Origin of the sequence: Bacillus sp. FSL K6-2431 (assembly GCF_038005165.1) — a bacterium.
Classification (GTDB): Bacteria; Bacillota; Bacilli; order Bacillales; family Bacillaceae; genus Bacillus; species Bacillus pumilus.
Genome location: NZ_JBBOSQ010000001.1, coordinates 3,416,511 through 3,435,947, shown reverse-complemented (window position 1 = coordinate 3,435,947; position 19,437 = coordinate 3,416,511). Strand labels below are relative to the sequence as shown.

The 19,437-nt window shown below is 39.9% G+C and carries 19 protein-coding genes and 1 pseudogene; 6 read left to right on the top strand and 14 right to left on the bottom strand.

Going from position 1 to position 19,437, the window contains the following annotated elements; translation table 11 throughout:
* Positions 1 to 25: 25 nt before the first annotated feature.
* On the bottom strand, positions 26 to 814 hold the full coding sequence (gene blaBPU, locus MHH40_RS17340; RefSeq protein WP_277551944.1) for a BPU family class D beta-lactamase: 789 nt from the start codon (positions 812 to 814) through the stop codon (positions 26 to 28).
* 125 nt (positions 815 to 939) lie between these two features.
* The gene (locus MHH40_RS17335) at positions 940 to 2,103 is read right to left on the bottom strand and encodes an acyl-CoA dehydrogenase family protein (protein ID WP_050943704.1); all 1,164 of its coding nucleotides are present in this window, start codon (positions 2,101 to 2,103) and stop codon (positions 940 to 942) included.
* 144 nt (positions 2,104 to 2,247) lie between these two features.
* Here MHH40_RS17335 and MHH40_RS17330 point away from each other — a divergent pair, with 144 nt between their 5' ends.
* Genes MHH40_RS17330 through MHH40_RS17315 form a run of 4 tightly spaced genes read left to right on the top strand, consistent with a single transcriptional unit; the run spans position 2,248 to position 5,290 of the window.
* Positions 2,248 to 3,012 (top strand): amino acid ABC transporter ATP-binding protein, encoded by a 765-nt coding sequence (locus tag MHH40_RS17330; protein WP_050943968.1) that lies wholly within the window; start codon positions 2,248 to 2,250, stop codon positions 3,010 to 3,012.
* Positions 3,009 to 3,869, top strand: coding sequence for an amino acid ABC transporter substrate-binding protein (locus MHH40_RS17325; protein WP_212046145.1), 861 nt, complete (start codon positions 3,009 to 3,011; stop codon positions 3,867 to 3,869). Before MHH40_RS17330 ends, MHH40_RS17325 begins: the two co-directional genes overlap by 4 nt.
* Positions 3,866 to 4,564, top strand: a complete 699-nt coding sequence (locus tag MHH40_RS17320) for an amino acid ABC transporter permease (protein WP_137054937.1) — start codon at positions 3,866 to 3,868, stop codon at positions 4,562 to 4,564. The genes MHH40_RS17325 and MHH40_RS17320 overlap by 4 nt, the downstream gene beginning before the upstream one ends.
* 12 nt (positions 4,565 to 4,576) lie before the next feature.
* Entirely contained in the window at positions 4,577 to 5,290 is a 714-nt protein-coding gene (locus tag MHH40_RS17315; protein ID WP_050943701.1) for an amino acid ABC transporter permease, read from the top strand.
* Between the two features lie 154 nt (positions 5,291 to 5,444).
* Here the strand turns inward: MHH40_RS17315 and MHH40_RS17310 are convergent, their stop codons facing one another.
* The 5 genes from MHH40_RS17310 to MHH40_RS17290 all read right to left on the bottom strand — a co-directional run bounded on the left by MHH40_RS17310 (position 5,445) and on the right by MHH40_RS17290 (position 11,667).
* Complete coding sequence (locus MHH40_RS17310; protein WP_050943700.1) at positions 5,445 to 6,485, bottom strand: 2,3-butanediol dehydrogenase; 1,041 nt, start codon at positions 6,483 to 6,485, stop codon at positions 5,445 to 5,447.
* A gap of 70 nt (positions 6,486 to 6,555) precedes the next feature.
* Positions 6,556 to 7,776 carry an MFS transporter gene (locus MHH40_RS17305; protein ID WP_050943699.1) on the bottom strand — a complete coding sequence of 407 codons (1,221 nt, stop codon included), beginning with the start codon at positions 7,774 to 7,776 and terminating at the stop codon, positions 6,556 to 6,558.
* 371 nt (positions 7,777 to 8,147) lie between these two features.
* Positions 8,148 to 8,897, bottom strand: a complete 750-nt coding sequence (locus MHH40_RS17300) for an SDR family oxidoreductase (RefSeq protein ID WP_050943698.1) — start codon at positions 8,895 to 8,897, stop codon at positions 8,148 to 8,150.
* Positions 8,898 to 9,061: 164 nt separating this feature from the next.
* On the bottom strand, positions 9,062 to 10,219 hold the full coding sequence (locus tag MHH40_RS17295; RefSeq protein ID WP_340901359.1) for an iron-containing alcohol dehydrogenase: 1,158 nt from the start codon (positions 10,217 to 10,219) through the stop codon (positions 9,062 to 9,064).
* Positions 10,216 to 11,667, bottom strand: coding sequence for an alanine/glycine:cation symporter family protein (locus tag MHH40_RS17290; protein ID WP_212046147.1), 1,452 nt, complete (start codon positions 11,665 to 11,667; stop codon positions 10,216 to 10,218). Before MHH40_RS17290 ends, MHH40_RS17295 begins: the two co-directional genes overlap by 4 nt.
* A gap of 138 nt (positions 11,668 to 11,805) precedes the next feature.
* Here MHH40_RS17290 and MHH40_RS17285 point away from each other — a divergent pair, with 138 nt between their 5' ends.
* A complete protein-coding gene (locus MHH40_RS17285; protein WP_212046148.1) occupies positions 11,806 to 12,699 on the top strand; it encodes a LysR family transcriptional regulator in 894 nt (297 codons plus the stop codon).
* Positions 12,700 to 12,831: 132 nt separating this feature from the next.
* Here MHH40_RS17285 and MHH40_RS17280 read toward each other — a convergent pair whose 3' ends face one another.
* From MHH40_RS17280 to MHH40_RS17260, 5 genes are all read right to left on the bottom strand, one after another.
* Positions 12,832 to 13,950, bottom strand: a complete 1,119-nt coding sequence (locus MHH40_RS17280; protein ID WP_340901356.1) for an ABC transporter permease — start codon at positions 13,948 to 13,950, stop codon at positions 12,832 to 12,834.
* Complete coding sequence (locus MHH40_RS17275) at positions 13,943 to 15,109, bottom strand: ABC transporter permease (protein WP_340901354.1); 1,167 nt, start codon at positions 15,107 to 15,109, stop codon at positions 13,943 to 13,945. The genes MHH40_RS17280 and MHH40_RS17275 overlap by 8 nt, the downstream gene beginning before the upstream one ends.
* A 19-nt stretch (positions 15,110 to 15,128) precedes the next feature.
* Complete coding sequence (locus MHH40_RS17270; RefSeq protein ID WP_340901353.1) at positions 15,129 to 16,073, bottom strand: ABC transporter ATP-binding protein; 945 nt, start codon at positions 16,071 to 16,073, stop codon at positions 15,129 to 15,131.
* Positions 16,074 to 16,271: 198 nt separating this feature from the next.
* Positions 16,272 to 17,486, bottom strand: coding sequence for a formaldehyde dehydrogenase, glutathione-independent (gene fdhA, locus MHH40_RS17265; protein WP_058014590.1), 1,215 nt, complete (start codon positions 17,484 to 17,486; stop codon positions 16,272 to 16,274).
* A 420-nt stretch (positions 17,487 to 17,906) separates the two neighbouring features.
* Positions 17,907 to 18,509, bottom strand: coding sequence for a class I SAM-dependent methyltransferase (locus tag MHH40_RS17260; protein ID WP_003216605.1), 603 nt, complete (start codon positions 18,507 to 18,509; stop codon positions 17,907 to 17,909).
* A 308-nt stretch (positions 18,510 to 18,817) separates the two neighbouring features.
* On the opposite strand from MHH40_RS17260, the pseudogene MHH40_RS17255 reads away from it, so the two are divergent.
* A pseudogene (locus MHH40_RS17255) lies at positions 18,818 to 18,901 on the top strand (YjcZ family sporulation protein); the annotation flags it as partial.
* Between the two features lie 43 nt (positions 18,902 to 18,944).
* Here MHH40_RS17255 and MHH40_RS17250 read toward each other — a convergent pair.
* The gene (locus MHH40_RS17250; protein ID WP_159037603.1) at positions 18,945 to 19,106 is read right to left on the bottom strand and encodes a hypothetical protein; all 162 of its coding nucleotides are present in this window, start codon (positions 19,104 to 19,106) and stop codon (positions 18,945 to 18,947) included.
* A 160-nt stretch (positions 19,107 to 19,266) separates the two neighbouring features.
* Positions 19,267 to 19,401 (bottom strand): YrzI family small protein, encoded by a 135-nt coding sequence (locus MHH40_RS17245; RefSeq protein ID WP_137054930.1) that lies wholly within the window; start codon positions 19,399 to 19,401, stop codon positions 19,267 to 19,269.
* Between the last annotated feature and the right edge of the window lie 36 nt (positions 19,402 to 19,437).

Here is a 19,437-nt window from a genome sequence, read left to right as displayed (position 1 = left end):
CCCTTTTTCACATAAAAAAAGCACCCTAAACGGATGCTTCAATCAAATGATATTTTTTCAAAATGCGATAGGTGATTTCTTTTGCTTCTATTCCGGTGCCTTCGATATTTGTGGCAAAGATGTAGGTTTTGTTTTCATGTTTGATGAAGCCTACGTACCAGCCGATACCTGACCCAGAGCCTGTTTTTCCGTATAGGGTGGCGTGTTTCTCTTCTTCTTGTACCATCATTCGTTTGACTGTTCTCATAACAGTTAGGTCAAATGGAAGAGTCTCTTCATATAGCTGTTTGAGGAAACGAACTTGTTCGATTGGAGAAATTCGCAGGGTACTGCTTAACCAAAATTGATCGATTCCGCCAGATATATCTTTGTTCCCATAATGAATGGCTTTCACCCAATGATTCATGCGTTCTTCTCCAATGTCACGCGCCATGGCTTGATAGTACCAGACGACTGAATCTCTCATGCCAGATCCTAATGTATGATCCCTATTCCAGCTGTCAATCTCTCTTTTTACGCCATCCCAATATTTGATGTCGTATTCATCTCTCACTGCGCCTGTTTGGAGTCCGATTAAAGCATTTGCTACCTTAAATGTCGATTGAGGTGCAAAGCGCTCTTTCGCTCTATTTTTGTTATACACCCAAGGAGACTTTTCTTTTACTTCTTGAATCACAAACGTGCCTTCCCGATTTTTAAAGAATTCATCTACTGACCACGCTGGTGATCTTGCTTCAGTTGATGAAGGCTGGCTGATACAAAGTGCCATCAGCATGATGCTAGAAAACAGCCATTTTATATACTTTTTCTTCAAGACAACCGCTCCTTTTCCCATGATTGCCATGATTGTAGCATGTTTAAGCGATGGGATATAAGGTACGCTTGTCCTCTTTTCTTTCAAATAAAAAAAAGCCGATTTATCCGGCTTTTTACTGTATATTAGCTCTCTTTTTTCTCTTGAATGGCCTGTTTCGCCATTTTTGATATCGTCATATCGTCCATTGGCGGGTTATGTAGCCCGGCACGAATATCTCGATAGTAGCGCTGCAGTGGACAGTCTAGGCTTAAGCTTTTCGCACCCACTAAACGCATAGCTTTATCGACAACTTGCAAACTGTGATTAACGACGGTATGCTTTACAGCACCAAATTCATTGATTAACAGCTCTCTTTTCTCTGGCTTTTCATACAAAGTGGTCGTTGAGTAGATGACGTGGCGTGCTTGCTTTAATAGTAAGTCGATTTCGCCAATCAGTGTTTGGACATTTGGCAGATCACTAATCGTTCCGCTGATGCTGTTCGGTGAGTGGGTGATAGCATACTGAACAGCATAGTCTCTTGCCGCTTGCGCAATCCCTAAATAGCAGGAAGGAATATGTGCAATCCAAGGATTTAGCGTAACACCCCGCGGCCCTTTTTGCACCTCCACAAGCATGTCATCTGAAACCTTCACCTGATCTAAGATTAAATCATGACTTTCAGTTCCTCTCATGCCCACAACATTCCACGTTTCTTCTATTGAAACACCTTCTGTCTCACGGTGAATTAAGAAGAAGCCCATGGCCTCTTTTTCCTCGATCCATACGCCGACTAAAAAGTATGTAAGTGCCGGTGACATCGTTGTGAAAATTTTACGTCCATTGATGATCCACTCATTACCTGATCTAGTGGCTGTTGTCCCAGGCTTCCCGCCTCTTGTTGGACTGCCTGTCTGCGCCTCGCTCACGGCACGGTTGACAAGGGCGCCCTTCTTCACTTCTTCCGCAAAGAATTGCAGCTGCTGCTCATTCCATTGTTTCTTTTCGTAAATTTCGCCTACAACCCCTTGGTGCCAGCCGATTGATAAAGCGGTCGCTCCGTCCATACTGCCGAGCGTCTCTTGAAACAGAACCATATCTTTCACAGATTGACTTCCGCCTCCGTATTCAGCAGGAAGAGACAACGTTGTATAGCCCATCTCTACTAATGATTCAATATTTTTTTCAGGAAAATAAGCGCCTTCATCATGTTCTTTTGCCGTTTGTTCGATCGTTTCACGAAGAGATTCTAGTTGATTGAGCCATGTTTTTTGAAAATCGGTATCGACAAATAATGCTTTAGACAAAACGTATCCAACTCCTCTATATCTCACAATCTATCATATCTGATTTTTCCAATTGGAATAAATAAAACACACTTTACTTATAGGATTTAATGTGTTAAATTTTATCAATATTAAGTACATATGTCAAAGGAACGTGATGCTTTTATGATTTCAGCTACTAATCTACATAAATCTTATGGGCAGACCCATGTGTTAAAAGGCATTGATTTCACCGTACAAGAAGGTGAAGTGGTCGCCATTATTGGACCGAGCGGGTCAGGAAAAACAACACTTCTTCGCAGCTTAAACAGCCTCGATATTCCAGACAAAGGTGAGCTGACGGTTGGTGAAGCCACGATTCAATTTGAACGATATCATAAAAAAGATCTGCTAAAACTCAGGCAGCAATCCTCCATGGTGTTTCAGCATTATCACTTGTTTCAGAATAAACGAGCACTTGAAAATATTACAGAAGGATTGATCGTGTCTCAAAACATGTCTAAAAAAGAAGCTGAAAAGGTAGGGGAGCAATTTTTAACGCGGATTGGACTGCTACATAAAAAGGATGCATTTCCGAGTGAATTGTCCGGCGGTCAGCAGCAGCGAATTGGCATAGCCCGCGCTCTTGCGATGAACCCTTCATTGCTTTTGTTTGATGAACCTACGTCGGCACTGGACCCAGAGATGGTAGGAGAAATTCTAGAAATGATCAAAGATATTGCAAGTCAAGGCATGACGATGGTCATTGTGACGCATGAAATTTCTTTTGCAAAGGACGTGGCGGATACGGTGATCTTTATGGCAGATGGCGAAATCGTTGAAAAAGGCTCACCAGAAGACGTCCTATTGAAGCCACAGCATGAACGAACGAAACAATTTTTATCAAGAATTCATCGCGGCATGTGGCAAGAATCGGAGAAAGACAAATGAAACAAAAGACAGCATTCATGATGTCCGGTGTCCTTCTGCTTTTTCTTTCTCTGATGGGCTGCAGCAGTGTGAAAACCACGACCGACGATGGCAGAAAAATTGTAAAAATCGCACTGAGTGCAGAGGTCAATCCACCCTTTTTAGCAACAAATGAACGAAACGAACCGATTGGCTATAACATTGATTATTTAAATGAAGTGGAAAAAAGACTTCCTCACGTACATTTTGATTACATTTTTGGCGAGGAAGAATCGAATTTAATTGGTGTAGGCGCAGGGAAGTTTGAAATGGCGGCTAATTGGTTTTTTAGTAATCCTGAACGTGAAAAGCGTTTCCTTTACCCTAAAATTCCGTATGGTTATTCGATGACAGGTTTAATTGTGAATGAATCAGACAAAGAGATTCGATCGCTTGATGATATGACATCTAAAAAGCTGGCTCCTGTCAGCCCTAGCGGAGGCTTGCGTTCGATATTAAATCAATATAATCAAGAGCATGATCCGGATATTCCGCTGACGACTATTGAGAGCCCTTCAAATGAGCTTAACTTAAAGCGCGTTGAAAGTGGACGGTCAGATGCAGCATTTATGAACATTTCAACCTTTGATACCATTCAAAAGCATTTAAACCTAAAGGTCAAAGTTGGCGGCATTGTGTCAAAGGAGCCTATCTATCTTGTCTTACAGCCAAGCGAGAAGAAGCTTGCAAAAGATTTGGACCGGATCACACAAGAGATGATTGATGATGGAACACTGCCTAAGCTGGCGAAAAAGTGGTTTGGGATTGATTTCTTTCAAGATATTGATGACATCTCAGAGCAAGGCGATCAAAATGAAGGAAGGAATGAAGCGTCATGACGTTTACAGCTGGAGATTGGCTGCGCATTTTTTTACAGGTGCTTGAACGCCTGCCACTCACTTTTCTCATTATTATCGTGTCATTGTTTTTTGCCATCATCATCGGCTTGCTATTTGCATGTATTCGTATCAAGCAAATCCCAGTGCTGAAGCAATTGGCTGTTATTTATTTATCTTTTACACGGAGTACGCCTTTAATTGTTCAGCTTTTCTTGATTTATTTTGGACTTCCTCAGCTTTTGCTTGTGGCAGGGATTCAAATCAATCATTGGGATCGTGTGCTATTTGTGATGATGACGTTTTCTTTACATACGGGCGCTTATTTATCTGAAGTTTTTCGCAGTGCGTATTCATCTGTCGGGAAGGATCAGCTGGAGGCCGCCTACATTGTTGGGATGACAGATACACAAGCATTGATTAGGATCATTATCCCGCAGGCCTTCCTCATTGCACTGCCGAACCTCGGAAATTACACCATTGATCTCGTCAAAGACACGGCAATTGCCTTTACAATCGGACTCATTGATATCATGGGACAGGTGAAGATCATTTTAGGAAATAACTACGGAATCGGTCTGTTTGAGGTGTATGTGATCATTGCGATTGTGTATTGGCTTATTTGCATGAGTATTGAACTGATCACCATGCTGCTTGAAAGAAAATTTGTAAAAGGCCGCACCAGCCTGTCACGTTAAGGAGGCGATTTGATGCAAACCATTGATATTCAATTTGCGATTGACCAAGTACCTCATATTCTAAAAGGCGTTCCTTTTACATTATTGATTGCACTCGTTTCCATGGCTGTAAGCCTGATGATTGGATCTGTTTTTGCTTTCATTCGTCTCTTCCGCATTCCTGTACTCAGGCAGCTTGTGACGCTCTATGTCTCCTTTTTTAGAGGAACGCCTCTTATTGTTCAGTTGTTCGCTTTCTTTTATGGACTTCCTTTTGTTCTAACCAAAGTGAGCGGTACATTCGGGCTGACCTTTCATCCAGATATGGTCTCTCCATTAGCTGTTGCCCTTATTACATTCAGCCTTCATTCAGCCGCCCATTTAACAGAGGTTGTTCGGAGTGCACTTCTTGCGGTAGACAAAGGACAGCTTGAAGCGGCAAAAATTGTAGGGATGACGACACGCCAAGCGATGATGCGCATTATTTTGCCGCAGGCATTTGTGGTAGCCCTGCCGAACTTAGGCAATCAGCTCATTCAGCTATTAAAAGCCACCTCTCTTTCGTTTACGATTGGAGTACTTGAGATCATGGGGATTTCCCGAATCATTGCGAACGACGGCTATCAGTTTTTAGAAACGTATCTCGTCTCTGCTTTGATCTATTGGCTGCTGAGCATTTTCTTTGAACTCGCTTTTGCCTTGTTAGAGAAACGTGTCAGCGTGTACGGAAGATCTCTTGGACGATAAAAAAGTCGATCAGTCACAGAACCTGATCGACTTTTTTTGATCCATTTATTCACCTTTTTTAAGTATGTTAAAGGAAATTGTCCTGCTCTTTCCATTGATTGATCACTATGAATAGAAAAGAGAATGGCTTTTGCCATTCCCCTTCGATGTCTTACTATTCAGCACTAACTAAAATTTTCACTTGATCTTTTTCATTGATTAATGCATTGAAGCCATCCTCGATTACATCGTCAAGCTTGATTTTTTTCGTAACGAGTGTGTCAGCAGAGAAATAGCCTTTTCTCATTAAGTTTAATACAGATGGGAATACGTCTCTATAGCCGATGATCCCTTTAACTGTACGTTCTTTAATGACGATGTCATTTGGCATAATTTCTGCGCCTTTTTCCCAAATGCTTACAATGACTGTTTCACCTGAAATTCTAGTTGATTGGATTGCTTGCTTCAATACAACAGGTACACCTGTCACTTCAAAAGAAACATCGACGCCACCGTTTGTACGGCGTGCAATTTCTTGAACAACATCTTCATATTGAGAAGGATCAACAATGATCGCTCCAAGCTCTTTCGCTTTTTCTTGGCGTTCTTTAGATAATTCTACTGCGTAAATATCAGTAGCACCAGCTGCTTTTAATGCTTCAATAACAAGCAAGCCAATTGGTCCGCAACCAAACACAGCCGCTGTATCCCCAGCTTGTACTTTACTAGAACGAACGGCATATAAAGCAACTGCTGAAGGCTCTACAAGTGCCCCTTGCTCATATGAAATTTCGTCTGGTAATAAATGAAGTAATTCTTCATCGACAGATACATATTCAGAGAATCCACCGCCGCCTCCGGCAAGTCCTAAAAAGCCCATGTTTTCATCTAAGTTGTAAGCACCTTGATGTCCGTGAGTTGCAAAAATAGGCTCAACAACCACTCGGTCGCCTACTTTGTAATTGCTGACGTCTTCTCCTACTTCAACAACCTCACCAGAAAATTCATGCCCCAGTGTAATAGGTGCTTTTTCTTTTGTCAGTGGATGAGGTTCATTCACTGGAATGAAGATAGGTCCTCCTAGATATTCATGTAAATCACTACCACAAATGCCGCACCATTTCACTTTAAGTTTCACTTTTCCTGGAGCAACTTTTGGTTCATCAATTTCCTCTAGTCGAATGTCCTTTTGATCGTGCCAGCGTAGTGCTTTCATGTGTAAGACTCCTTTTCTCATCAATTTAATTAACTTACTTAAATAATTATAACATAATTTTTTTAATTTTCTAAGTAGGATGCACTATCTTTTTGCCAGTCAATGGACGAAAGATGATAAAACATAGCAATAAACAGACAAGAAGCATACATAGACTCCCGGTGACAACGGAGGTTCGGATTGATAAAACATGTGCAAGCCCACCAGAGACACCTGTCAGCATGATCGTCAGAATGGCTTCAACTAAAGCATAAAAACTGGCTACCCTCCCCATCACCTCTATCGGAATATTCGTTTGATAGAAAGTCATAAAACCTGTGTTCGCAAATGCTAAAAAGAATGCTAATATAAAAAATCCAACAGCGGCTATAAACAATGTGCTGGAAAAAGCATAAATGAGATAGCCACATGCCACCAACAAACTGCCAATCCCAAGCATGATCGAAACAGGCAGCCTCTCCACAATCACCGAATTGAGACCTGCGCCTGCGATAATGCCTGCCCCAGCTATACTCACAAGAAGACCATATTGTGTATCAGTTAGCAGAAGCACTTCTTTTGCAAAGGCTGTTTCAAGAGAGTCTATGGCAGTAGGAAGTACCGTGATAGCGGCACTAAACAATAAATACACCGCCATAATTTGGCGTGATGTCAAACTAAATCGAAGAACAAGCCTCGCATCCTCTTTTAACATTGAAAGGGTAAAACCCTTTTGGCCAGCATCTTGTTTGAGCAAATTCGGTAAACACATTGTTAATAGAGCAGATACCAACAAGCAGATCGCATTTATATAAATTGAAAAAACAGGTGTACCGACTAAAAAAAGCAGACCTGCTGCAGCGGGGCCAAGTAAAAACCCACCCGATTGTAATAATGAGCGAATGGCATTAAACCGTTTTCGGTTATTCGCCGGGATCAATCCTGTCATATAGACCATCGACGCTGGATGAAACATCGCTTGTGCCATTTGAATGAGAAACACCATCACATACAGGATGAGCAGATGTCCTGAAAATAACGCAAAGGGTATGCATGCGATCAGGATAGCTCGGCTGATATCTAAGCTGATCATCACTTTCCGCTGATTCAGCCTGTCAATCAAACTGCCAGACCAGCTGTTTGTCAAAAGAGCCGCAGCCGGTCTCAGCATATAGACGGCTGTTACAGCCAGCACAGAGCCCGTTTCTTGAAAAATGAGCAGATGGAGAGCAATCATATAAATCCATTCTCCTATGTTCGCAATTCCGATGGCTCCAAGCAGTAAACTCATATCCCGCCAATGTTTTTTCATCACTTTTCCTCCTATTTGTCATAAAAAAATCCCGCCCCCAAGACATTTCTGTCTTGAGGACGGGATTTACTCCGCGTTGCCACCTTAGTTTATTCATCTGTTGCCAGATGAACCTTAGCAGGTCATCATGAACCCATCTCTGTAACGGGAGAATATCGCTGCACCATCATCTGAAGGAATCCGGTGCAGAGCTAAGAGGCTTGGTTCCATCATGCTGCCCGGCTCCTTCTCAGCTTCACGGAGTTCTCTGTGCGGGACAGCTCATGATGTACTCTTCTCTATTTGCGCTATGTCTTTATTTCATCACGATCTTCAGTTGAGTTGTTACATATTGTACTGCGCCTTGATCAAAGCGTCAATGTTTTTTCAAGTTAATCAGCATAGATCATCTTTCTGGTCATGCCGCCATCAACGACTAAATCTGTGCCGGTCACAAATTGATTCTCCTCATCGGTTAAATAAAAGCAGGCCTTCACAATATCCTTTGGCGTGCCGACTCGATTGGAAAGATGCTGCTGGTGATCGATCTCTCGAAGATTCTCCTCATCCTTCGTTTCAATCCATCCAGGTGAAATGCTATTCACTGTGATATGATCCGGACTAAATGAAGCCGCTAAGGCATGAGTCAGCGCAGATATTCCACCTTTTGATGCAGCATATGCTTCTGTATGAGGCTCTGACATGGTCGCGCGGGTGGATGAAATGTTCACAATAGAACCGCCTTTTGGATTCTCTTTTATATAACGTGCTGCTTCTCTTGCACATAAAAAAGTCCCCCTTAGGTTCGTCTGTAACACACGATCCCACTCATCGACCATTAATTCGTAAGGCGATACTGTGTACATGACACCAGCATTATTAATGAGAATATCAATCGTTTTACAGCGCTCCGCCGCAAACGACATGAACTGCTGAATCTCCTTTTCTTGCCTCACATCCGTTTTCTTAAAATAAGCTTCTAATGATTCTTTTTTTAGCTCTTCCTCCAAGTGCTTACCCTTTTCTTCATCTATATCCGCAAGCACCACTCGTGCTCCTTCTTTTGCATAGCCCCAGGCGATCATTTCACCAATTCCATTGGCTGCGCCTGTGATGATAACGGTTTTATTGTGAAATTTCATTGTTTATCCAACCCTTTCTCCATCAGATGTTGTCGTCTATCATACCACTCATATATAGACGATACCTAGCCACATGAAACATAAAAGAACACCCTCCAAGTGATCGTGTCATGAAGAGGGCGTTTCTTTGGAATTCATTGATTCTATTTTTCTATATGGTGATTTTAAAAAGCAGCCTTTAAAATATCTAAGTAGTCGGCTTTCGTAACAGTACGAACATTGCTTGATGTAGAGCCGTTTTGTTCTGCTAATTCAGCCATTTTTTCAAAATCCTCTTCTTTTACATAAGATAAATCTTTTAGTGCTGGAATACCTAATTTTTTTGTGAATGTATACATGCCATCAATTAATTTTTGAATCGCCACATCATCTGAATCCGTTTTATCTGCAAAGCTCATTATTTTGGCAAGCTCTGCGTGTAATACCTTATTTTCGACTGCATTGAATTGCATAACATAAGGCAAAAATACCGCGTTTGCGATACCATGAGGTGTATCATAAAGACTACCAAGTGCTTCTGCTAAGCAATGAACGGCTGCGACATCGGCTGAACCGAAGCATAAGCCAGCAAGTAAGCTCCCTTCCTGCATTTTATATCTCGCTTCTAGATCAGATCCATTTTCATATGCCTTGGGTAAGTATTTTACAATTGTCTCCATTGCACTTGAACCCATTGCTTTGGAAATAGGATTTGTTACTTTACATGAATAGCCTTCAATAGCATGTACCAATGCATCCACGCCTGTTGCGGCTGTTATGCCTTTTGGCACCGTCAATGTAAGAGCAGGATCTAAAATCGCAATGGTTGGCCGAAGCAAGCCATGCTTTAATGTGATTTTTTTATGTGAAGCAGCTAACGTAATGACAGATGAACGGGTCACCTCAGAACCAGTACCAGCCGTTGTTGGGATACAAATTAATGGAGATAGATTAGCATACGCCTTCTTCCCTGATATATAATCTTCAGGAATGCCGTCATTTGGACCTAATAAAGCAATCGCTTTCGCCGTATCCATTGGACTTCCGCCACCAATCGCAATGACCGCTGATGCTTGTTCTTTTCTAAAGAGCTCTGCACCAGCTAGACATTCACTATCTCTAGGATTTGGAGATACTTGATCAAATACAACGACAGAATAACCAGCTTCCTGCAAATACGCTTCAATAGGCTGAACGAGCCCTGCGCTCTTCACACCAGAGTCCGTCACCAGCATAACTGTGGCACCCGGCAATACAATATCTTCTACTATAGATCCGATTTCTTTTGATTGACCAGTCCCCATCATCATTTTTGTTTGGCAATGATATTCAAAATTCATCATGATTTTTCTACTCCTTCATTTGTGTTTATGGAGTTAGCAGTTTGTTTTTCTGCTCCCCACCATTCTATTTCTTTTAAACCTGGTATGCTAGATGCATAAAAGACAGGATCTTTGCCTAACAATATTTGTTGAATGTAATCATCCAAAGCGGCAAAAGCGAACTTGCCTAGAATTGCAATCGCAATCAAGTTGACAATTGCCATAATGGCCATCGACAAGTCGGCCAAAGTCCAAACGATTTGTATGTTGGCCACAGCCCCAAACATGATCATCATTAATACCATAATTCGATACATCAATAGCGCTGTTACACTTTTATGGATAAAACCGATATTGGCTTCACCATAATAGTAGCCACCTACAATAGAACTAAAAGCAAAAGTAAATATAGCAAATGCTAAGAAAATACTAGCCCAAGATCCAAAATGCTGTGCCATTGCTGCTTGTGTAATTTCGATACCAGATAATTCACCAGCTGTTTCTACTGTCGATAGCATAATAATAAAGGCAGTACAGCTACAAACAACTAATGTATCAAAAAATACACCTAATAATTGAACAAACCCTTGTTTTACTGGATGCGAAACATTAGCGGCAGCAGCGGCATTTGGAGCACTTCCCATTCCTGCTTCATTGGAAAAGAGCCCACGTTTTACACCGTTCATTATCGCAGCACCAATCCCGCCCCCAACGATTTGCTCTAACCCAAACGCACTTTTCATAATACTTGTTAATGCCGCGGGTACAGCACCGATATTTGTGACAATCACATAAAGTGCTAAAATGATATAAAATGCCGACATAATTGGCACAATGATTTGTGTAAAATTAGCGATTCGCTTGACACCACCAAAAATGATGCAAGCAGTAAAAATTGTGACAAATAGCCCCATGGCAATTGGGCTGATCCCAAATGAATATTGAAAGGCATTTGTAATTGTATTCGTTTGTACAGCGTTAAAAATTAAGCCGAAACTAAGAATAACAGAAAAGGCAAAAACCCTGCTTGGCCACTTCATTCCGAATTGCTTTTGAATATAGTAGCCTGGTCCCCCTTTAAATCCATCATTTGTTCTAATCTTATAGATTTGAGCTAGTGTACTTTCAACAAACGCAGAAGCCCCCCCTAAAACGGCCGCAAACCACATCCAAAAAATAGCTCCTGGACCGCCCACTGTGATGGCAATGGCTACGCCTGCCATATTTCCAGTACCAATTCTTGTAGCAGCTCCAATAAAAAAAGCTTGCATAGAGGAAATTTCATGACTTCCCTTTTTGGTTTTGGGCGCTTTTTCAAAAATAGAACGGAAAATCTCTTTTAGTAAGACAATTTGCATAAATTTCATTCTCACTGTAAAGTAAATTCCTATGCCGATTAACATGACTACTAAAATATATGTCCATAAAAAATCATTCACTGAATTGACAATCACTTCAAACAAAGCCATCTCCCCTTTGCAAATCTGAATATTTGAAATAATACAACTTGCAAGCGCTTACTTTTATGATAGTAAAAATGTTATGATCAATCTATAGAGGTTTTCTGATGATATCAATCGGCTCGTCCGATTTAGGGAGGCTTGAAGTTGGAGATCAAACAACTGATAATGTTTCAAACAGCATCAAAAGTATTAAACTTTACAAAAACTGCACAAATGCTTGGTTATGCTCAATCTAGCATCACAGCAAATATTGTTGCACTGGAAGAAGAGCTAGGAACCCCTCTATTTGAAAGGCTTGGAAAAAGGGTGGTCTTAACAGAAGCTGGCAAACAATTTCAACATTATACGGATAAAATTTTAGGCTTAACTGGGGAAGCATTAGAGGCTGTTGGCGGAATGAATGAGCCAAGCGGCATTTTGAGAATATGTGCATCTGAAACACAATGCACCTACCGGCTTCCTCACATTTTAACGGACTTTCAAACAAAGTATCCAAAAGTCGAACTGATCTTCCGCCCAGGAATAGCGGAAAAGAATGTTCTAAATCTATTATTAGAAGGACAAATTGATGTCGCTTTATTGTCCATGAATCCTGTAGTATCCTCACATTTACTTGTAAAAGAATTAAAAGATGAACCGATGGCCATTGTATGCTGCCCAACAAATCCTTTGAGCAAAAAACAAAAAGTATATCCAATTGATTTGAACGAGCAAAGATTGTTGTTAACTGAAGACTGTGATTATCGCTACGCCTTTGAACATTCATTAACACAAGCGGGAGCAAAACCGAGAAGTAAACTAGAATTAGCAGATGTAGAAGCCATAAAAAAATGTGTAATGGCAGGCTTAGGAATCGCTGTACTTCCCGAAATTTCTGTGAAAAGAGAAATTTTAGAAGGCAATATCATCAAAATCAATTGGGTGGAACCCAGTTTCACGACGAAAATCCAACTATTTTGGCATAAAAACAAATGGATGTCCCCTGCTTTAAAGGCATTTGTGGATTTAACAGAGGATTATATCCTTTTAAACGGGTAATATGAGCCGTTTTCTATTTCTTTCATTGCCCCGCCTCCAAAATACTGAAGAGTTATTGTATATAAAAACCCTCTATAGCTATATAGAGGGCTTAAGCTTTCTAAATGATAAAAGTAATTTCATGCAAAGAGATTAATAGGATCGTATATTTTTCAAACCAATCACCATAAAAACAATCGTAAACGCAGCTAAAATTGTTATGTCTAATAATAAGATTGAGTAATTGACAGTACCGCTCATCATCTCACCAAAACCAGACATCATCCATGTTTGAGGTATAGCCAACGAGATTTTCTTCATCATGTCTGGAACGATATCTAATGGCCAATAAATACCCCCTAGCATGCAAGTTCCTACAATGATAATTGCACTAAATACTTCAGCTTGCTTTTTTGTATGAGATAAGGTTGCAATCATAAAACCTAAACTCACAACAAGCCCTATAACAAATGATCCAAACACTAAAATAAGCATAAAGTTTCCTAAGTATACATTGAAGAATATTGATAAGATGGTCAGAAGGACACCCAGTTGTATCCATCCAAGAAGAAAATAAGCTATGAAATACCCCAATAGCACAGATATTTTCTGGATGGGACTTGAAAGCAATCTTTGCCATGTATAATCTTTATATTCCAGATGAATAGAGGATGCCGAGCTTGAGATCGCAAACATCATAAACATGATGGTAAAGCCAAGCGGTATTAAATTTGGATGCTGGCTTACTTGGCTATCTTGATTTTTTTCAACCAATGAAATGGTGCCAGATTCATTTAACTTGTTCAAAGCATTGATGAGAGAAACACTTTTCTGCTCTTTTACACCCTGATTGATTTGATAAATGATGGACGCTGTCTCTTTTAAATAGGGAGATAAGACTGCATATTCCTCAGTTTTCTTATAAACTGTCACATCAAAAATCTCTTGATCTTTTAGATGGGACTTTAACGGGTTTGCGACTTTCACAGACGCAATGACCTTTTCTTCAGATACTAAATCTTTTGCATCGCTTTCAGTCGCCTTTACCCAGAGAAATTTGGTGTTTTTTTCGAGAATTTGAAAAATTTCTTGATCAAGTTTACCTTGACTGGGCTCTAGAATAAAAGCAACTGTAGGTTTCTTTGTATCAGATGCGGTACTTCCAAAGATAAAACTAAATACAATTGGCATAACAAATAAAAAAATGAGGGTCAATGGGGACTTTAATGTTTCTTTTAGCTTTAAAGCAATAATGGCTGATATTTTATGCATAGTGATGCTTCCTTTCAAAAGACATTCTTAATAAAGCAATGATGAAGAAAGCAAGTCCCATCCCACAGCTAAGTAATAATCCACTTTGAATTTCACTAAAATCAGCACCTGCCATACTTTTCAAAAACATTTGAAGTGCAAGAGAATTAGGCAAGAAATAGCTTATGTTGATCAACCATTGTGGAAATAAGTATAAGGGAACCATACTTCCACCTAAAGCAGCTAACACTTGAGTGCCTAAAATCCCCACACTGTTAAACGTTTTTTCCCTTTTGATAAAAGAACCAATCAGCACCCCGAAGCCCGCAGCATTAACTATAAAACTGCATCCTATCATGAAAACACTAAAAGGCTCTCCCCAGTTCACCTTAAAGACAAAGCTAGTAAATAAAATAATGACCGCAAGTTGAATCATACTCATCAAAACAATACCCAATAACTTCCCAACGATGTAACTAGTATTGCTTAATTTTGATACAACTAACCTTTTATAAACCTCTTCCTCTTTTTCCTCTATCATACTTCCAACTAAGAAAACAACAGTCATTAATAAAAAGAGAACACCCATCCCGCCCGAGTAGTATTGGAAAGAAGTGATCGGCTGGTTGTTCATATGAATATCCCTTTCGTTCACCAGTTCCTTCTTTAGTTGATGAGAAACGATTTCCACTTTTTCACCTTGATTTAACGGCATCAGAATACGATTCATATGATAATTTTGAAAGAATTGTAGAACCACATTTTCTAAGACTATTTCTTGTAAGACTGAATTTGGTCCTTTCAAAATATTCAATTGCACATGTTCATGATTAAATAGGCTTTTTTCAAAATTTGGCTTGATGATGATGCCCACTTTGATTTCTCTATTATTTAAATCTTTCTCTAGCTGATCTTTGGAGATGACCCTTACATCAATGATGTCACTGAGCTCATTCTTAGACAATGTCGATAGAAACATTTTACTTGTAGCGGACTTATCTTGATCTGTAACTCCTACACGAAATGAATTGATGCTGACTTCACTTTCTTGCTTCATATTCTCTCCAAATGCTGCACCTAAAATAGCAATCAATATAATAGGCATAAAAAAAAGTGTAAAAAAGCTTTTCTTATCTCTAAAAAACAATAATAGATCTTTTAGTACAACCCAGATGCTCATGTGTTCACCTCTAAACAGTCTAATCCCTCAAATTTTTACTAGTTAAATACAAAAAGACATTTTCTAAATTTGGTTCTACGATTTCTGCTGAAATAATTTGAATATTTAATGCGGTCACACCTTGAATGAGATGACTTAATAATTGCTGAGGATGTTGATCAAATATTTTCATTTGATTTCCTTGAACGTCGATTTCCTTTAAAGGGTCGACTTCATGTATGAATTGACGCACTCGATCTATATCATTTTGTCCATGTTCACATTTTATGGTCAAAACAATTTCTCTTTGATTTCCGACAAGCTCACTTAATTCATGCTGATCCCCTAAAGCGATGATAGACCCATAATCCATAATGGCCATTCTTTCACATAAAAATTCAACTTCTTCCATGTAATGACTAGTATATATAATGGTCATTCCTTCTCCATTTAATGTCTTAACTGTTTCTAATATATGACTTCTAGATTGGGGATCTATGCCTACAGTAGGCTCATCCATGATTAATAGTTTTGGTTGATGTAATATCGCGCAACCGATATTTACTCTTCTTTTCATTCCTCCAGAGAATACTTTCACTTGATCATTTGCTCTATCTTTAAGACCAATTAGCTCAAGTGTTTCTTGTACTCTGCTTTTCAACTCTTTTCCTTTGAGTCCATACATTCTCCCCCAAAACATTAAATTTTCTTTTGCTGTCAAATGTAAATATAAAGCGATCTCTTGCGGAACAATTCCTATCATTTGCTGCGCCTTTTTTGTTTCTTTTTTTACATCTATACCTTCAATCGTTATGGTACCGCTTGTGGCATGAATCAGCCCTGTCAAGATGCCAATCAATGTGGATTTCCCCGCACCATTCGGACCTAATAGTCCAAAAGATTCTCCTTTTTTTAAGTGAAAGGTTATCCCTTTTAATACCTGTTTATCTTCATAATATTTCTTGATGTTGTGTACGTTTAGCAATCAATACCTCTCCCTAGTCATTTAATATCAATTAAATTATCTGGTATGAACTTCAACTGTAGAATAATTTTTCCAATTCATATATTTTAACATGAGATGTATTGCAGGAGAATAGTACAGGTCATTTTAAAATTGAACATAAAAAAACTTACAGGATATAATCTCCCGTAAGTTTTTTCGATTATTCTCATTGATTCATTATTTAGAAATCATCCCATGCGGGTCAATGACAAATTTCTTCGCTACACCGGAATCAAAGTCGCTGTATCCTTGAGGGGCTTGATCAAGGTTAATGACGGTTGCATTCACCGCTTTGGCGATTTGTGCTCTTCCGCTTAAAATGGATTTCATTAGACTGCGGTGATATTGCATGACAGGGGTTTGGCCTGTCACAAAGGTATGGGCTTTTGCCCAGCCGAGTCCAATTCGCACTTTCAGTGATCCAACTTTTGCATCAGCATCCACTGCACCTGGGTCTTCTGTGACGTAAAGCCCTGGGATTCCGAGTTTACCGCCAACTTTGGTAATATCCATAATTGTATTTAAAACGGTTGCAGGCGCTTCTCCTTGATCTCCATGACCTGAAGCCTCAAAGCCGACACAATCGACGGCACAGTCTACTTCTGGCTCTCCTAAGATATTGGTGATTTGTTCGCCGATTCGATCATGTTTTCTTAAATTGATCGTCTCACAGCCAAAGCTTCTGGCCTGCTCCAGCCTTTGTTCATTCAAATCACCGACAATGACCGTAGAAGCGCCAAGAAGCTGAGCGGAATGCGCTGCGGCAAGACCTACTGGCCCTGCACCGGCAATATATACGGTTGAACCAGGCTTTACTCCAGCCGAATATGCACCGTGAAAACCTGTCGGGAAAATATCGGAAAGCATCGTCAGATCAAGTATTTTTTCCATCGCTTGATCTTTGTCTGGAAATTTCAGCAGCTGGAAATCTGCATACGGCACCATGACGTACTCGGATTGGCCGCCAACCCATCCGCCCATATCGACATATCCATAGGCAGAGCCTGGACGGTCCGGGTTTACATTTAAGCACACATGGGTTTTTTGTTCCTTACACATGACGCATCGTCCGCAAGCAATATTAAAGGGAACGGACACAAGGTCTCCTTTTTGAATAAACTCCACATCTCGTCCAACCTCAACGACTTCACCTGTAATTTCATGACCAAGGACTAGTCCTGCAGGCGCAGTGGTACGACCTCTCACCATGTGCTGGTCACTTCCGCAAATATTCGTCGTCACTACTTTTAAAATGACGCCATGCTCACATTTGCGCCCCACATTGGCTTTCGGTACACCCGGGCCATCTCTTAAAATCAAATCAGGGTATCCAATATCCTCAACTGCTACATTTCCTGCTCCTTTATAAACGACACCTTTGTTTCCCGACATATTTTCATTCCTCCCTTTTTGTTTAAAAATGAAGTCTCTACAATTTTCTCTACTTCTGAAGCAATTCCCTGCTCCAAATGGCACAATTGATAAAAAAAAGCGAAAAATGTCTATCACGGAGAGAAAAATGTATCTTCCAGTCAAATAAAAAAGAAAATATTGAAAAAAAAGCTAAACTTTTGAAGAACGGTGTCGATATAATAAATAAGCCAGACAGGTATCCTTAATCGACAAACAAATTCCTTATATATACTATCATTCCTTACACACCTGGCTGGCGCCTACATCATATACAAAAGTCTCTTCTGGTGAAGAGACTTTTTTTAATTCGTTCAAACATGATTCAATGACACGCAAAGAAGCTCCTCTCACGAAGAGCCTCTTTTAGAATGCTTGTTCATTACCTGGGAAATATTTTCATCATTTTAACGCTTTGATACAGATGTATGTATCATAGTGATAAACCGAAACTTCTCTAAAGTGATACGCTGAAAATAGGCGGCTGATCTCTTGTTCACTATACGATGAAAAAGAATGTGACCGCTTTTGTTCCTTCATCAGTTCCTGCTGTTGGAATGATAAGAATACTTCTCCATCCACTTGAAGAACGCGGTACACTTCCTTCATGACTTGCTCAATATCCTTCAAGTAATAAATGGTCTGCACCGTAAATAATTTATTGAATGATCTGTCTTCAAAAGGTAAATGCTCGGCTTTACCAAGAGTCACAACGGCTTTATCCTGTTCCACAAGCTTCTTATGTTTTCTTTTTGCATATTTGATCATATGACGAGAGGCATCCACTCCATATACTTTACCGCGATCAAGTTTCTCTGCTACCTTCGATAATGTCATGCCTCTTCCAGTACCGATTTCTAAAATCCGGTCATTTTCTTGTATATTTAAGAGTTGAATCGTCCATTCATTGATATTATGATGATTTTTTTCCATATAGCGGGCAACCCATTTTGAGAACAAGCCTTTTGGTTCCCTCATTTGTTTTCCAATCCAGCTTTGAATCAATGTTAACACCTGCTTTGCACCAGTAAATAAAACTATTTACGAATTTTCTTACTTTTCATATCGGCTCACACCTAACAAAGTTTAAGACCTAGTCCTAATCATTTGTTATTGATTAGACGGCATCTTTTCAGAAAATGTTTCGCAGAACTTCAAAAAATTTAATCCGAATAGGCGTTTTCATTAATTGTGCTCAGATTGATTTCGTTTTCTGCATGAGCTGCATATTTTATGAATGTATCTTGATTAGATAAAGGTGGTGCTAGATTATGGGCTTTGGTGGAGGTTATGCTGGAGGCTGCGGTGGTTACGGTGGCGGCTTTGCAGGCGGATTCGCATTGCTTGTTGTACTGTTCATTTTGTTGATCATCATCGGTGCAAGCTGGATTTGCTAATGTAAAAGGAGCAGGAAACGATAACGTTTCCTGCTCCTTTTCTTTAATACCAATAAGCTCGGTACTGATACATATATTGTCTGAGCATTTCCTCTTGCTCTCTTTGCATTCGGTACGGATTACCGTATCCATGCTTTAAGGAATGCGGAATGGATGCATATCCGTGCCCCACTGACGGAAACCTCATATATGGTGACATCGACATTCGTTGATCACCTCACAATCTCCTTTTACGGATATCATATGTGCAGATGATCAATGTGGAGCGTGTCTAAACCTGGTCCTTCTCCATCGTATAACAATCAAGTATTGCAAGCATCATAAACATGTCAATCTCCTCCTTTTCGCATTTTTCTTTTCGTATTTTAGTTCATGTACTTTAGTTGTTTCTGCTTCATTTCTTCATAAAATGTTTCGATTTGTTGTTCATAAAGAACTGTTTCAATGTCTTTGTATTTTCGTCGGATCGTCAATGTGATAAAAAATAAATGGATTGTCATATACGCTCACCTCCCTTCAGTTCGCAGCACGCGAAA

Coding starts and splice junctions, on each gene's coding strand:
- MHH40_RS17295 (WP_340901359.1), bottom strand. CDS start 10,219: ATGATGAATTTTGAATATCATTGCCAAACAAAAATGATGATGGGGACT.
- MHH40_RS17290 (WP_212046147.1), bottom strand. CDS start 11,667: ATGGCTTTGTTTGAAGTGATTGTCAATTCAGTGAATGATTTTTTATGG.
- MHH40_RS17280 (WP_340901356.1), bottom strand. CDS start 13,950: ATGCATAAAATATCAGCCATTATTGCTTTAAAGCTAAAAGAAACATTA.
- fdhA (WP_058014590.1), bottom strand. CDS start 17,486: ATGTCGGGAAACAAAGGTGTCGTTTATAAAGGAGCAGGAAATGTAGCA.
- MHH40_RS17245 (WP_137054930.1), bottom strand. CDS start 19,401: ATGACAATCCATTTATTTTTTATCACATTGACGATCCGACGAAAATAC.
- MHH40_RS17330 (WP_050943968.1), top strand. CDS start 2,248: ATGATTTCAGCTACTAATCTACATAAATCTTATGGGCAGACCCATGTG.
- MHH40_RS17250 (WP_159037603.1), bottom strand. CDS start 19,106: ATGTCGATGTCACCATATATGAGGTTTCCGTCAGTGGGGCACGGATAT.
- MHH40_RS17300 (WP_050943698.1), bottom strand. CDS start 8,897: ATGAAATTTCACAATAAAACCGTTATCATCACAGGCGCAGCCAATGGA.
- MHH40_RS17315 (WP_050943701.1), top strand. CDS start 4,577: ATGCAAACCATTGATATTCAATTTGCGATTGACCAAGTACCTCATATT.
- MHH40_RS17320 (WP_137054937.1), top strand. CDS start 3,866: ATGACGTTTACAGCTGGAGATTGGCTGCGCATTTTTTTACAGGTGCTT.
- MHH40_RS17275 (WP_340901354.1), bottom strand. CDS start 15,109: ATGAGCATCTGGGTTGTACTAAAAGATCTATTATTGTTTTTTAGAGAT.
- MHH40_RS17305 (WP_050943699.1), bottom strand. CDS start 7,776: ATGAAAAAACATTGGCGGGATATGAGTTTACTGCTTGGAGCCATCGGA.
- MHH40_RS17325 (WP_212046145.1), top strand. CDS start 3,009: ATGAAACAAAAGACAGCATTCATGATGTCCGGTGTCCTTCTGCTTTTT.
- MHH40_RS17310 (WP_050943700.1), bottom strand. CDS start 6,485: ATGAAAGCACTACGCTGGCACGATCAAAAGGACATTCGACTAGAGGAA.